The sequence below is a fragment of the Nitrobacter sp. genome (assembly GCF_051535235.1).
Classification (GTDB): domain Bacteria; phylum Pseudomonadota; class Alphaproteobacteria; order Rhizobiales; family Xanthobacteraceae; genus Nitrobacter.
Map to the genome: position 1 here is coordinate 315,364 of NZ_JBPPLZ010000004.1, position 13,323 is coordinate 328,686.

At 62.4% G+C, this 13,323-nt stretch carries 17 protein-coding genes; 12 read left to right on the top strand and 5 right to left on the bottom strand.

The window, feature by feature from the left end; genetic code table 11:
- Positions 1–4: 4 nt before the first annotated feature.
- From scpB to gyrA, 3 genes are all read left to right on the top strand, one after another.
- Complete coding sequence (gene scpB, locus ACS3WA_RS07845; RefSeq protein ID WP_438277956.1) at positions 5–793, top strand: SMC-Scp complex subunit ScpB; 789 nt, start codon at positions 5–7, stop codon at positions 791–793.
- Between the two features lie 12 nt (positions 794–805).
- Positions 806–1,291, top strand: coding sequence for a GNAT family N-acetyltransferase (locus tag ACS3WA_RS07850; RefSeq protein ID WP_438277957.1), 486 nt, complete (start codon positions 806–808; stop codon positions 1,289–1,291).
- Between the two features lie 395 nt (positions 1,292–1,686).
- Entirely contained in the window at positions 1,687–4,428 is a 2,742-nt protein-coding gene (gyrA, locus tag ACS3WA_RS07855) for a DNA gyrase subunit A (protein WP_438277958.1), read from the top strand.
- A gap of 210 nt (positions 4,429–4,638) precedes the next feature.
- Here the strand turns inward: gyrA and ACS3WA_RS07860 are convergent, their stop codons facing one another.
- Positions 4,639–4,893, bottom strand: coding sequence for a hypothetical protein (locus tag ACS3WA_RS07860; RefSeq protein ID WP_438277959.1), 255 nt, complete (start codon positions 4,891–4,893; stop codon positions 4,639–4,641).
- A 474-nt stretch (positions 4,894–5,367) separates the two neighbouring features.
- Here ACS3WA_RS07860 and coaD point away from each other — a divergent pair, with 474 nt between their 5' ends.
- The 6 genes from coaD to tgt all read left to right on the top strand — a co-directional run bounded on the left by coaD (position 5,368) and on the right by tgt (position 9,831).
- Positions 5,368–5,865: a pantetheine-phosphate adenylyltransferase gene (gene coaD / locus ACS3WA_RS07865; RefSeq protein ID WP_438277960.1), complete on the top strand. Its 498-nt coding sequence runs from the start codon at positions 5,368–5,370 to the stop codon at positions 5,863–5,865.
- A 33-nt stretch (positions 5,866–5,898) separates the two neighbouring features.
- Complete coding sequence (locus tag ACS3WA_RS07870; protein WP_438277961.1) at positions 5,899–6,459, top strand: peptidylprolyl isomerase; 561 nt, start codon at positions 5,899–5,901, stop codon at positions 6,457–6,459.
- 171 nt (positions 6,460–6,630) lie between these two features.
- Positions 6,631–6,903: a hypothetical protein gene (locus ACS3WA_RS07875; RefSeq protein ID WP_438277962.1), complete on the top strand. Its 273-nt coding sequence runs from the start codon at positions 6,631–6,633 to the stop codon at positions 6,901–6,903.
- On the top strand, positions 6,879–7,343 hold the full coding sequence (locus ACS3WA_RS07880; protein ID WP_438277963.1) for a peptidylprolyl isomerase: 465 nt from the start codon (positions 6,879–6,881) through the stop codon (positions 7,341–7,343). The genes ACS3WA_RS07875 and ACS3WA_RS07880 overlap by 25 nt, the downstream gene beginning before the upstream one ends.
- Positions 7,344–7,618: 275 nt before the next feature.
- Positions 7,619–8,701, top strand: a complete 1,083-nt coding sequence (queA, locus tag ACS3WA_RS07885; RefSeq protein WP_438277964.1) for a tRNA preQ1(34) S-adenosylmethionine ribosyltransferase-isomerase QueA — start codon at positions 7,619–7,621, stop codon at positions 8,699–8,701.
- Complete coding sequence (tgt, locus tag ACS3WA_RS07890; protein WP_438277965.1) at positions 8,698–9,831, top strand: tRNA guanosine(34) transglycosylase Tgt; 1,134 nt, start codon at positions 8,698–8,700, stop codon at positions 9,829–9,831. The genes queA and tgt overlap by 4 nt, the downstream gene beginning before the upstream one ends.
- Here tgt and ACS3WA_RS07895 read toward each other — a convergent pair whose 3' ends face one another.
- Positions 9,832–10,071, bottom strand: a complete 240-nt coding sequence (locus ACS3WA_RS07895) for a hypothetical protein (protein ID WP_438277966.1) — start codon at positions 10,069–10,071, stop codon at positions 9,832–9,834. It abuts the gene before it with no gap.
- 362 nt (positions 10,072–10,433) lie between these two features.
- Between ACS3WA_RS07895 and cysK the strand changes: the two genes are divergently transcribed.
- The 3 genes from cysK (at position 10,434) to ACS3WA_RS07910 (ending at position 12,033) form a co-directional block, all read left to right on the top strand.
- Positions 10,434–11,411: a cysteine synthase A gene (gene cysK, locus ACS3WA_RS07900; RefSeq protein ID WP_438277967.1), complete on the top strand. Its 978-nt coding sequence runs from the start codon at positions 10,434–10,436 to the stop codon at positions 11,409–11,411.
- 33 nt (positions 11,412–11,444) lie between these two features.
- Positions 11,445–11,687, top strand: a complete 243-nt coding sequence (locus tag ACS3WA_RS07905; RefSeq protein WP_438277968.1) for a BrnA antitoxin family protein — start codon at positions 11,445–11,447, stop codon at positions 11,685–11,687.
- A gap of 148 nt (positions 11,688–11,835) precedes the next feature.
- Positions 11,836–12,033, top strand: coding sequence for a hypothetical protein (locus ACS3WA_RS07910; protein ID WP_438277969.1), 198 nt, complete (start codon positions 11,836–11,838; stop codon positions 12,031–12,033).
- A gap of 5 nt (positions 12,034–12,038) precedes the next feature.
- Here the strand turns inward: ACS3WA_RS07910 and ACS3WA_RS07915 are convergent, their stop codons facing one another.
- The 3 genes from ACS3WA_RS07915 to ACS3WA_RS07925 form a co-directional block, all read right to left on the bottom strand.
- A complete protein-coding gene (locus tag ACS3WA_RS07915; RefSeq protein ID WP_438277970.1) occupies positions 12,039–12,536 on the bottom strand; it encodes a hypothetical protein in 498 nt (165 codons plus the stop codon).
- A gap of 15 nt (positions 12,537–12,551) precedes the next feature.
- Entirely contained in the window at positions 12,552–12,902 is a 351-nt protein-coding gene (locus tag ACS3WA_RS07920; protein ID WP_438278039.1) for a hypothetical protein, read from the bottom strand.
- A 160-nt stretch (positions 12,903–13,062) separates the two neighbouring features.
- Positions 13,063–13,305, bottom strand: a complete 243-nt coding sequence (locus ACS3WA_RS07925) for a hypothetical protein (protein WP_438277971.1) — start codon at positions 13,303–13,305, stop codon at positions 13,063–13,065.
- Positions 13,306–13,323 lie beyond the last annotated feature (18 nt).

Below are 13,323 nucleotides of genomic sequence, written 5' to 3' on the forward strand. Positions count from 1 at the left end.
AGCGATGGCAAGCCTGGCGGAAATGCGCGTGGCGCATGTCGAGGAACCGGAGTCGGAACTACCGATGGCGCGTCCAGAGGAACTGCGATTGCTGGAGGCGCTGCTGTTCGCCTCGTCCGAGCCGCTGGATCAGGCGGCGCTGGCCAAGCGGATGCCCGACGGCGTCGACATCAAGGCTGCGCTCGCGCAACTGCAGGCGGACTATGCCTCGCGCGGTGTCAATCTGGTGCGGGTCGCCAACAAATGGACGTTCCGCACTGCCGGCGATCTGGCCTGGCTGATGACGCGCGAGAGCACCGAGACGCGGCGCCTGTCGCGCGCGGCGATCGAGATGCTGGCGATCATCGCCTATCATCAGCCGGTGACCCGCGCGGAGATCGAGGAAATCCGTGGCGTCGTGACCTCCAAGGGTACGCTCGACGTGTTGCTGGAGACCGGCTGGATCAAGCCGCGCGGCCGTCGCAAGACGCCGGGGCGCCCGCTCACCTTTGGAACCACGGAGGCGTTCCTGTCCCAGTTCAGTCTCGAAAACCTCGGCGACCTGCCGGGTCTGGAAGAACTGAAGGGAACGGGATTGCTGGACTCCCGTCTGCCCGGCGGGTTCAGCGTTCCAACGCCATCGGACGATCCCGCTTTGCGCGACGATGAGGATCCGCTCGAAGCCGGCGATCTCGAACTGGCGCTGGTCTCGACGCTGGAGCCGGACAGCGACGGCTCAGGCAGCGGCGATGAGGGCGCGAGCGATGCCTCGGACGATGGCAGGAATACCGAAGTCGACGAGAATCTCTCGTAAACGGGCCCTGATGTGGACATCCGGCCCGAGCGGGCCGACGACGCGGCGGACATCGGCGATGTGATCGTCCGGGCCTTTGGCCGGCCCGACGAAGCGCGGCTGGTCGCGCAGTTGCGCGAGGCGGGCGACGTGGCGATTTCGCTGGTTGCGGTCGAGGGCGGGGCGGTGATCGGCCACATCTTGTTGTCTCCGATGGCGGCGCCGTTTCGCGCTCTTGCGCTTGCGCCTCTTGCAGTGGCACCTGAGCGGCAAAAGCAGGGCGTCGGCGCGGCGCTGATAAAGGCGGCCAACACGCAGGCCCGGCGCGAGGGGTGGGATGCCGTCTTCGTGCTGGGTGATCCGGCCTATTACGGGCGCTTCGGCTTTCGCGGCGATCTTGCCGCCGGCTTTGAATCGGCTTTCGCAGGAGTCCATTTCATGGTGTTGCCGCTGACTGACGGGCTTTCCGCAACTGAGGGACGGCTCGATTACGCCCCGGCGTTCGGCAATCTGACCTGAGCAAGTACTGTCGCGTTTTCGAGCGCATCCTGTCCTCTGTTTGACCCCAGAGCCTTTTCCGCTTCTGATGGAATCAGAAGCGGAAAAGGCTCTACATTTTGATTTGACGCGTTTTCTTTACGCGAACCGGTAGCCACTTCGCTTGAAAACGCTCTCAGGGTGGATGCAGATTTTGCTTCAAGAAAGCGCGTTATCCGCGCGGCCTGACCTGGTTTGCGGCAAGCGAACTCAACAACACGACAGGCTCGAGCCGGCCTTGATTCCGGCAAGTCGGGAATGGCTCTAAGTATCTGGATAAACAACAGGAAAAACGTTGCTTGGGGCGGTGTCGGGGGTGGTTTGCAGGGCCCCGATGCGCTATATGATTCCGAACAGAAACCGACCGGAATCCTCTCTTGTCAGATACCGAAGATACGAAGCCCGGAGAGCCGCCGGCGCCCTCGGGCGTTCGTCCCGTTTCCATTCTCGAGGAGATGAAGCGCAGCTATCTCGATTACGCCATGAGCGTGATCGTGGCGCGCGCGTTGCCGGATGCGCGCGACGGTCTGAAGCCGGTTCACCGCCGCATTCTCTACGCGATGTACGAGAACGGTTTCGAGTGGAACAAGCCCTATCGCAAGTCGGCGCGCACCGTCGGCGACGTCATCGGTAAGTATCATCCTCACGGCGATCAGTCGGTTTACGATGCGCTGGTGCGCATGGCGCAGGATTTCTCCATGCGCGTGCCGCTGATCGACGGGCAGGGCAATTTCGGCTCGGTCGACGGCGACATGGCGGCGGCCATGCGCTACACCGAATCCCGCCTCACCAAGATCGCGCAATCGCTGCTCGACGACATCGACAAGGACACCGTCGATTTTCAGCCGAACTATGACAGCAGCGAGAGAGAGCCGTCGGTTCTTCCGGCGAAATTTCCGAATCTTCTGGTCAACGGCGCCGGCGGCATCGCCGTCGGCATGGCCACCAACATCCCGCCGCATAATCTCGGCGAAGTCATCGACGCCTGCGTGGCGCTGATCGACAATCCGGCGCTCGGGATCGACGACCTCATCAACATCATTCCCGGTCCGGATTTTCCGACCGGCGGCATCATCCTGGGGCGGCAGGGCGTCCGTTCGGCCTACCATCTCGGCCGTGGCTCGATCGTGATGCGCGGCAAGGTCTCGATCGACACCATCCGCAAGGACCGAGAGGCGATCGTGGTCTCGGAGATCCCGTATCAGGTCAACAAGGCCAGCATGGTCGAACGCATCGCCGACCTGGTGCGCGAGAAAAAGATCGACGGCATTTCCGACCTGCGCGACGAGTCCGACCGCGAGGGTTTCCGCGTCGTCGTCGAACTGAAGCGCGACGCCGTCCCCGAGGTCGTGCTCAACCAGCTCTACAGGTTCACGCCGCTGCAAACCAACTTCGGCGCCAACATGGTGGCGCTGGACGCGGGGCGTCCGCAACTCATGAACCTGAAAGACCTGCTGACGCTGTTCATCGCGTTCCGCGAGCAGGTGGTCACCCGCCGCACCAAGTTCCTGCTGAACAAGGCGCGCGACCGCGCCCATATTTTGGTCGGCCTCGCCATCGCCGTCGCCAACATCGACGAGATCATCCGCGTGATCCGGGAGTCGCCGGATCCCAATGCCGCGCGCGAGACCTTGATGTCGCGCGACTGGCCGGCCAAGGACGTGGCTGCGATGATCACGCTGATCGACGATCCGCGCCACCGCATGTCGCCGGACGGCACGGCGCGGCTGTCGATGGAGCAGGCGAGGGCCATTCTCGATCTGCGCCTGCAGCGCCTGACCGCGCTCGGCCGTGAGGAAATCTCCGAGGAACTCGACAAGCTCGCCGTCGAGATCGCCGATTATCTGGACATCCTGCGCTCGCGCGCGCGCGTGCAGGCGATCGTCAAGACCGAGCTTTCGGCGGTGAAGGCCGAATTCGCCACCCCGCGCAAGACCGTCATCGTCGAGCAGGAAGGTGAGGTCGAGGACGAGGACCTGATCCAGCGCGAGGACATGGTCGTGACCGTCTCGCACGCCGGTTACGTCAAGCGGGTGCCGCTGTCGACCTATCGCGCGCAGAAGCGCGGCGGCAAGGGCCGCTCCGGAATGCAGACGCGCGAGGAGGATTTCGTCAGCCGCCTGTTCGTGGCGTCCACGCATACGCCGGTGCTGTTCTTCTCCTCGCGCGGCCAGGTCTACAAGGAAAAGGTCTGGCGCCTGCCGATGGCGGCGCCGAACGCGCGCGGCAAGGCGATGATCAACATCCTGCCGCTCGAACAGGGCGAGCGCATCACCACCATCATGCCGCTGCCGGAGGACGAATCGTCCTGGGCCAATCTGGATGTGATGTTCGCCACCACCAGCGGCACGGTCCGGCGCAACAAGCTGTCCGATTTTGTCGACGTCCGCCGCTCGGGCATCATCGCGATGAAGCTCGGCGAGGGCGAGGCGATCGTCGACGTGCAGATTTGCACCGAGCGCGACGACGTGCTGCTGACCGCCGCCGGCGGCCAGTGCATCCGTTTTCCGGTGAGCGACGTGCGCGTGTTTTCGGGGCGGACCTCGATGGGCGTGCGGGGTATCGCGCTGGCCAAGGGCGATCGGGTGATTTCGCTGTCGATCCTGCACCACTTCGAGGCGACGCCGGCCGAACGCGCCGCCTACCTCAAGCAGTCCGGCGCGATCCGCCGCGCAGCGACCGGCGAGGATATCGAGCCCGAAGAAGCAACGCCGGAGGCCGACGAGGCCGCGCATACCGACCTTTCGCTGCCCGAGGGGCGCTATGTGGAGATGGGCGCGGCCGAGCAGTTCGTGCTCACGGTGACGGCGCAGGGCTATGGCAAGCGGTCGTCTTCGTTCGAGTTCAGGGTGTCGGGTCGCGGCGGCAAGGGCATCCGCGCCACCGATCCGACCAAGCTCGGCGAGATCGGTCACCTCGTGGCCGGGTTCCCGGTCGAGATGTCGGACCAGATCATGCTGGTCAGCGATGGCGGCCAGTTGATCCGGGTGCCGGTGGAGGGCATCCGCATCACCAGCCGCGCATCCAAGGGCGTTCGCGTCTTCAATACGGCCGATGACGAGCACGTGGTGTCGGTCGAGCACATCCGCGAGGAAAACGAGAACGGCAATGGCGGCTAGAGCATGATCCCGAACAAGCCTGCTCCGGACTTGATCCGGGATGGAAACCGGTTTTCGGAAGAGATCATGCTCAAACAAAAGATAAACGACGAGCTGATTCAACGTCGTTGAAACAGACACCACCCCCGCGTTTGTGCCGCAACGCAAAAGCCGCCCGTGGGCATACGGGCGGCTTTGCCTTGGAGGTTCGAAGATCCGGAAAAATCCGGATCAGCGATTGTTTGCCGTCACCAGACGGGCTTCACGAACGGTCGTCCTGGAATCGGCGGCACGAAGGCAGGACGCCGCGAAATTCGGCCAGGTCTGCTCCGAGCAGGCCGTCGCCGCCGGGTGGATGTCGAGGCGGTCGCCTTTGGCGAGCGCGCTCGGCGTGCTTGCCGAAACCTGCGGAGCGAAACCCGGGAGAATGGTGAGGGCGGCTGCGATGAACGCTGCAACCGCTACGGCGGAAAGAGCCTTGATCATGACGGTCCCCTGTTGTCGGGTCTGGCCGTTTGCGGCTTGTCGACCCCGTTTGGTTGACGGATTGATAGCCAGTTCCTGTTTCGCGATGTCTTCGCTGTCTCGGGAAAGTGGTTTCATCGGTCGAAGAATTGTTTCGTCCCTGAGGGTGGGATGAAACAGAGCCCCGGAAAATCGCAACAATTTCAGTGATCTTGCTGTCACGACGATAAGACGCGCCAGCCCCCGAATTGGTTCGCTCGGTCTTTGGAAATAAATATCGGCTCTCGCCGCGATATTTGCGGAACCTGCTTCGCTTGCGGCGTCTGAACAGGCGCGCTAAAGCGAAACGAAGGTTCGATCAATCATGCGGCATGAAGGCGGTCAAAGACGTGGATGGTCGGCGCAGGCGAGCGAAGCGACGCCGTTCTTCATGCCTGTGCCCGGCCGTGACACTTTGAACACTTCACGTCAGCTCCACCCACGCCAGACGAGACCATGCCCCGCGTCGCGCTCTATCCCGGATCGTTCGACCCCGTCACCAACGGCCATCTCGATGTCGTCAGGCACGCTGTCGTCCTGTGCGACCGGCTGATCGTCGCCGTCGGCGTTCATCCGGGAAAGACGCCGCTGTTCTCGGCGCAGGAGCGTCTTGCGATGGCGCGTACGGTCTTCGCGCCGGTCGCCTCCGAAGCCGGCTGCGCGTTCGACTGCACCACTTACGAGGGTCTCACGGTCGCCGCCGCGCAAAAGGCCGGCGCCGCGATCCTGGTCCGCGGGCTGCGCGACGGCACCGATCTCGATTATGAGATGCAGATCGCCGGCATGAACGGCGCCATGGCGGGCGGCGTGCATACGGTATTCGTCCCGGCTTCGCCCGGCGTTCGCCCGATCAGCGCCACACTGGTGCGTCAGATCGCGGCCATGGGGGGCGATGTGTCGGCTTTCGTTCCGCAATCAGTCGCATCGAGTCTCAAGACCAAATTTGCCGGCTGAATCAACCAGCCCTTCCTTTGATCCGGAGTTGTCATGATTAGAATCCTTGGCCTCGTTGCCGCGCTGATGTTCGCGATCCCCGCTTTCGCCCAACCGCTGCCTGCCAACCTCGATAAGCAGAACGCGATCGTAATCGACACCACGAAGGGTCGCATCGTCATCGCGTTGCGGACCGACATCGCGCCAAAGCACGCCGAGCGCATCAAGCAGCTGGCCCGTGACGGCTTCTATAACAACGTTCCCTTCCATCGCGTCATGGACGGCTTCATGGCGCAGACCGGCGACGGCAAGAATTTCAACGGCACCGGCGGATCGAAATATCCGGACCTCAAGGCCGAGTTCTCCAACGTGCCGTTCAAGCGCGGCGTTGTCGGCATGGCGCGGGCGGGAAGTCCGGACTCGGCGAACTCGCAGTTCTTCATCTGCTTTGCCGATGCATCTTTTCTCAACGGCAAATACACCGTGGTCGGCGATGTGGTGTCCGGCATGGACGTGGTGGACAAGCTGAAGAAGGCGCCCGCCAACTCAGCCAGCGGCACCGTCACTGATCCGGACAAGATGCTGAAGGTTCAGGTCGCCTCCGACATCAAGTGAAGGCGTAACGTGCGGTGCTCCATCCCCGTTGCGATCCTGCTTGTCCTCGCCGGAAGCTCCGGATCGGGACAAGCGGTCGCGCAGGAAGATGGAATTCCCAACCTGGCCGCCTTGTCCGCGCGGTTGAAGCAATGCTGGCAGCCGCCAGCGTTGCCGCGCGGAAATCCCGGCATGGAGATCACCGTGCAGTTCACATTCAAGCGCGACGGCAATCTGCTGGGGCGTCCCCGGATCACCTACGAAACACGCGAGGCGACGGACGACGAGCGCATCATCTACCGGACGGCCGTGATGGAAGCATTGCAGCGTTGTGTTCCGATGCCATTTACCCCGGGCATGGGCGGCGCCATTGCGGGCCGGCCGCTGACCATCCGATTTGACGATCGACGAATCCATCCCAAACCGAAAGAGAAGAGAGTATGGCTGACAACGACAACACTTTGATCCTCGAAACCACGCAGGGACCCGTCACGATCGAGATGCGTCCCGATCTCGCACCCAATCACGTTGCGCGGATCAAGGAGCTGGTTCGTGAAGGCTTCTACGACGGCATCGTTTTCCATCGCGTCATCGACGGCTTCATGGCGCAAACCGGATGCCCTCAGGGAACCGGAATGGGCGGCTCCGGCCAGAAGCTGAAAGCCGAATTCAACCGGGAGCCCCACGTGCGCGGCACGGCATCCATGGCACGGGCGCAAAGCCCCGATTCAGGCGACAGCCAGTTTTTCATCTGCTTCGATGATGCTTCGTTCCTGGACGGGCAATACACCGTCTGGGGCAAGGTGACCGAAGGCATGGAGAACGTCGACAAGATCAAGCGCGGCGAGCCGGTGCAGAATCCCGACAAGATCGTCAAGGCGAGAATTGCGGCGGACGCGACCTGAGCGCCGATTCCAACATTCCAGACCCAAGCAATGGCCGGATGTATTCCGGCCATTGACGTTTCGGGCGTGCAGGTTCAGGGACGGGCTAGTGGTCCGATTCTAACATTTGCATCCCGTTGCGGCAGGGAGTTCATGCAAATGTTAGAATTAAAGGACCACTGGCAACTATCAGGTTTCTAGTGGAGTTTGAATTTGACATTCGCCTGACGGGTTTGCTGCAAAGTGGGTAGCGAATGTCAAATTCACTCCACTAGAACCGTCAGCTTGATAATCCGATGCGAACCGATCTCTTCGATTTCGAACTGCCGTCCGGGAGCATCGCGCTGCGTCCGGCGAGCCCGCGCGATTCCGCGCGGCTGCTCGTCGTGCAGCCGGGAGAAGGTTTGCACGACCAACACGTGGGAGAACTGCCGAACTGGCTTCAGCCCGGCGACCAACTCGTGGTGAACGATACGCGCGTCATTGCCGCGCAGTTGCACGGCCGCCGCATCGGCCGCGAAGCCGAGCCGAAAATCGATGCGACGCTGATCAAGCGTCTCGACGGCTCGCGGTGGAACGCGCTGGTGAGACCGGCAAAGAAACTCAACGCGGGAGACGTCGTCCGCTTCGGCAACGAGGGACGGGTGTGTTTCCTCGGGCATCTGGATGCGGAGGTCGAAAGCAAGGGCGAGGAGGGCGAAGTCACGCTCGCTTTCTCGTTTCACGGGCCGACGCTGGATCAGGCCATCGCCGATCTGGGCTCGCCGCCGCTGCCGCCATACATCGCCTCAAGACGCGCACCGGACGATCGCGATGCGGCGGACTATCAGACCATGTTCGCCGCTCATGAAGGCGCGGTCGCCGCGCCGACTGCGGGGCTGCATTTCACGCCGGCGATGGAAGCAGCGCTGCACGACCGCGGCGTTGGCATCAACCGTCTCACCCTGCATGTCGGCGCCGGCACGTTTCTGCCGGTGAAAACCGACGACACCGCCGACCATCGCATGCATTCCGAGTGGGGCACGATCTCCGCGGAGACCGCCGAGGTGCTGAACGCAGCGCGTGCGAACGGCGGCCGGATCGTCGCGGTCGGAACGACATCGCTGCGGCTTCTGGAGAGCGCGGCGACGGAGGACGGCCGGATCACTCCGTTCACCGGCGAGACCGCGATCTTCATTACGCCGGGCTATCGCTTTCGCGCCGCCGATATCCTGATGACGAACTTTCATTTGCCGCGCTCGACGCTGTTCATGCTGGTGTCGGCCTTCAGCGGCCTGGACACCATGCAACAGGCCTATGCTCACGCGATTGCGGGCGGCTATCGCTTCTATTCCTATGGCGATGCCTGCCTGCTGTTTCCGGGCAAGTCCGCCGCATGAACCTCGCCAATCATTTCAAGCTGCTCGGCCGGGACGGCGAGGCCCGCACCGGACTTCTCACCACGCCGCACGGCGCGGTGCGAACGCCGGCGTTCATGCCGGTCGGGACGCAGGGCGCCATGAAGGGCCTGCAATGGCGCGAGGTGCGCGACGCCGGGACCGATATCGTGCTCGGCAACACCTATCACCTGATGCTGCGGCCGGGTGCCGAGCGGATCGACGAACTCGGCGGCTTGCAGAAATTCACCACCTGGAACGGGCCGATGCTGACGGATTCCGGTGGCTTCCAGGTGATGTCGCTGGCGCAGTTGCGAAAGGTGAAGGAACACGGCGTTACCTTTCGCTCCCATATCGACGGCACGGCGATTGAACTGACGCCGGAGCGCGCGATCGAAGTGCAGCGGCTGCTCGGCTCCGACATCGCGATGCAGCTCGACGAATGCGTTCGTCTGCCGGCCGAGCGCAGCGACATCGAGCGCGCCATGCAACTCTCGCTGCGCTGGGCCGAGCGCAGCAAGCGCGCTTTCGAGGGAGCGGCGGATGGGCACATGCTGTTCGGGATCGTTCAGGGCGGCGACAATCCGGAGTTGCGCCGCACGAGCGTGCGAGAACTGACCGGGATCGGTTTCCACGGCTACGCAATCGGCGGCCTCGCGGTCGGCGAACCGCAAACCGTCATGCTCGCGATGATCGAGGAGACGGTCCCGTCGATGCCCGCGGACCGGCCGCGCTATCTGATGGGTGTCGGCACGCCTGACGATCTGGTGGAAGCCGTCGCGCGCGGCATCGACATGTTCGATTGCGTCATGCCGACGCGGAACGGACGTCACGGCATGGCGTTCACCCGCTTCGGCCAGATCAACCTGCGCAACGCCCGTCACGCTGACGATCCCCGTCCGCTCGACGAGGAGAGTCCATGGCCGGCATCGCGGACGTATTCGCGGGCCTATCTGCACCATCTGGTGCGATCGGGCGAAACGCTAGGCGCGATGCTGCTGTCCGGAATCAACATCGCCTATTATCAGAGCCTGATGCAGGCCATGCGCACCGCGATTGCCGAAGGCAGCTTTCAGCAATTGCGCGAACGGATGCGAGCAGACTGGGCGCGCGGCGATATTGCCGCGCGCTGATCACGGGTGGTGGCGGACGATATCCTGTTTGCAGGAAATGCGCTGGACGACATGCTTGGTCACGAAGCCGTAACCGCAGGTGTCGCAGGTCCACAGGTGGCCGATGACATTGTCTGACATGTATGCGGATGCTTCCGCCGCGATCATCGTATCAGCACAAACCGGGCAGGTCGGACGATCGGTTCCGCGCCGCTCGGAGTGCGTCAGGGCGGTCGACGGGATTTCAGCAATTGCTGGCATCGTGACCTCCTCTTTGCTCTTGGGTGCTCTTGGGTTGATCCAACCCGCGCTCTTCATACTCTCATTGTTTGACGATGTCGCAACACAAATACGTTTCTTTTACGATTCTAATGATCCGCAAACCTTCCTGCGGGTGTTAGAATTGAAAGACCACTAGCAAATACAAATTGCTAGTGGAGTCTCTGACATTCGCTTCCGGGTGCACGGCCAGGTGGATTGCGAATGAAATTCACTCACTAGTTTTGCGAGCGCCGGTTTTGCAGTGCAACGGATATTGCCGAGAGCAGCGCTTGCCCCCGGGCGCCGGCTGACCTTATGGAAAGGGTGCGCGTTGTTTCAACCCGTTACTCAAGGATGCTGACATGGATACGAAGTCGAGTCCCGATACGTCGCACCGTGCCGGCCGTGGCCGCGTATTTGACAGCATCGTCGATACGGTCGGCGATACTCCGATCGTCCGGCTGCGCAGATTGCCGCAGCAGCACGGCGTGAACGCGACGATTTTAGCCAAACTGGAATACTTCAACCCGGCTGCGAGCGTGAAGGACCGCATCGGCGCCGCGATGGTCATCGCGATGGAAAAGGCCGGCAAGATTCACGCCGATACCGTCCTGATCGAACCGACGTCGGGCAACACCGGCATCGCCCTGGCCTTCGTCGCAGCCTCGCGCGGCTACCGCCTGAAGCTGGTGATGCCGGAATCGGTTTCGACCGAGCGTTGCAAGATGCTGGCGTATCTCGGCGCGGAAATCGTTCTGACGCCGGCGGCGGAAGGCATGAGGGGATCCATCGCCATGGCCGAGGAATTGGTGCGCGCCACGCCGCATGCCGTGATGCCGCAGCAGTTCAAGAACCTCGCCAATCCGGAGGTTCACCGGCGCACCACGGCGGAGGAGATCTGGAACGATACCGGCGGAAACGTCGATTACATTGTCGCGGGCGTCGGTACCGGCGGGACCATCACGGGGATCGGTCAGGCCCTGAAGCCGCGCAAGCCGACGCTGCGCGTCATTGCGGTGGAGCCGGAAGAGAGTGCGGTCCTGTCGGGCGGCCGGCATTCGCCACACAAGATTCAAGGGATCGGCGCGGGTTTCGTCCCGGAGATTCTGGATCGTTCCGTCATCGATGAAATCGTCAAGGTCGACAGCGCCACGGCGCTCGAAACCGCCCGCGCGCTGGCGCGCAGCGAAGGCATTCCCGGCGGCATTTCGTCCGGTGCGGCGATCGCGGCTGCGCTTGCCATCGGCAAGCGGCCGGAGAGTGCGGGCCGGACAATCCTTGCCATCGTCCCGTCGTTTTCGGAACGCTATCTCTCGACCGCATTGTTCGAGGGGATTTGATCGAATCGCTTTTTGCGATGAGGAAAAGAGGCGATGGCAGAACCACCCAGACGGCCAAGGACGCTGAACGATGCCCGCACCGAGGCGGAGGCAGCGTTCAAGCAGGTGACAAGGAAGGTCGCCGAAGCTCCGCCGAAGACAACGGCGCTACCAGGCGTCAAGGAGCTTGTGTCGCTGCGGATCGACCAGGACGTCCTGGAATATTTTCGGGAAGGAGGTCCGGGCTGGCAGGATCGTATCAACGCCGCTTTGCGCAAAGCGGCGGGCATCCGCTAGAGTCTTTCACCGTTTCACGGTCCGATGAAAGACTCTAGGATTTTGGTTGGACGCGTTTTCTTCACGCGAACCGGATTCCACTTCGCTCGAAAACGCCATAACCGACCAGGCTGATGCGTGCAGCCTCGAAAGAAAAAGCTATTTCAAAATGACCCAGCAAAGGCATTCGGCGGATTTTGTAACCGGGTTCGCGACCGGCTGGCCTGAGGACAAGCCCGATCTGATCATCCTGTCCTTGACGACCGTCAACGGCCGCAAGGACTACGCGATCACAAAGGAACATGCGGAGCTGATCGCGAAGACGCTGAAGGCAACCGCCAAGAACACGAAGCCGATGAAGGGCTGAAAAAATCAGGAGCGCGACAGCGAGATGTTGGCGCCCCTGAACTGTCCGTCGGAGCGGATGACGACGTCCTGCCGATTGCCAGTGGTGGTCAATTTGAGTTTCGCCGTAAACGCAGGGGCGCTGACGTCGACGTTGAACTGGCCGTTGCCGGCGCGTCCTTCCAGCGTTCCGCCAACATTGCGGCTGGTCTCCCGCCAGTCGCCGGACAGAACTCCGCCGCGCGCAAGCACATTGCTCTTGAGTTCGAATTTGTAGCTGTCGCTGGCACACAGCAGCGTCTGATTGAGGCCCTGGGCGTCGCCGCTCACCGCGTAGGTGGCCTTGCATCGAATTTTTTCGGTCGAACCATCCTCGAGTTGTATGGTGCCGCGTCCGGTCCAGACGCCGCCAAGACCCTCGAACGGACCGGGACCCGCGCAGGTCGCGGACACCGACAACAGCATTGCAAAACCGACGGCGCACGTCGCCGTTAATCCTCGTGACATCGCCGTCCCGAATCCCATTGCCCAATCCCGATTTTACTGACGCGACGCTTCCCAGCGGCCGCTGCACGGCATCCCGGCGGATGCGCTGTTCCATTTGCCGGACCCCGCATTGCCGCTGAGCTGGCCGTTGGCGAAAGCGCCGCGGATCGATACCTTCACATAGCCCTGGCTTCCGACACTGCCGGTGACGTCGGCGTCGGCCGCCGAAACCTTGCCGTGGCTGACGGTAAGGGGATATTGCGCGACCGGGTCGCAGCTACCCGTCTTGGTGACAATCTTGACGTTCCAAAGCCCGTCGTAATCCGTTCCGGCAAGAGCCGGAACCGCGAAGCCCGCAGTCAGGGCGCATGAAAACAAAACAGCTTGAACGCAAGCGACGCGCATGGACCAATTCCTCGATTTCGTGATCCCCCGGTTATTCCGGCAGATTGTGTTCAAAATGAGCGGCAGGGGCGAACCGCCGCCAAGGCTTGCTGCAGGGTTAATCTGCACGTGATTTAGAGTTTGATGGTGATTCTGGCAAATCAACAATGAAGTCAATGTATTACGATGGCGACGGGTCGTCGTCGCCGTCGGTGTGACCCTGGGGGCCGCGACTGAATACGCCGTAGTCCCTGGACCGGCTGCCGTCGCCGGGCGTGATCCCCGCCGAGGCCAGACCGAGCTTGAGGAGCTCTCTCACCGCAGCCGCTCGCGTCGGCATCCGGTTGGCAAAACGGAAATTGTCGACCGTCGCGAGCTCCTCAAGGGAGAGCATGATTTGCAGTCGTTCTTCGCGTCCATTCATGTCGCAATCGCCATTACT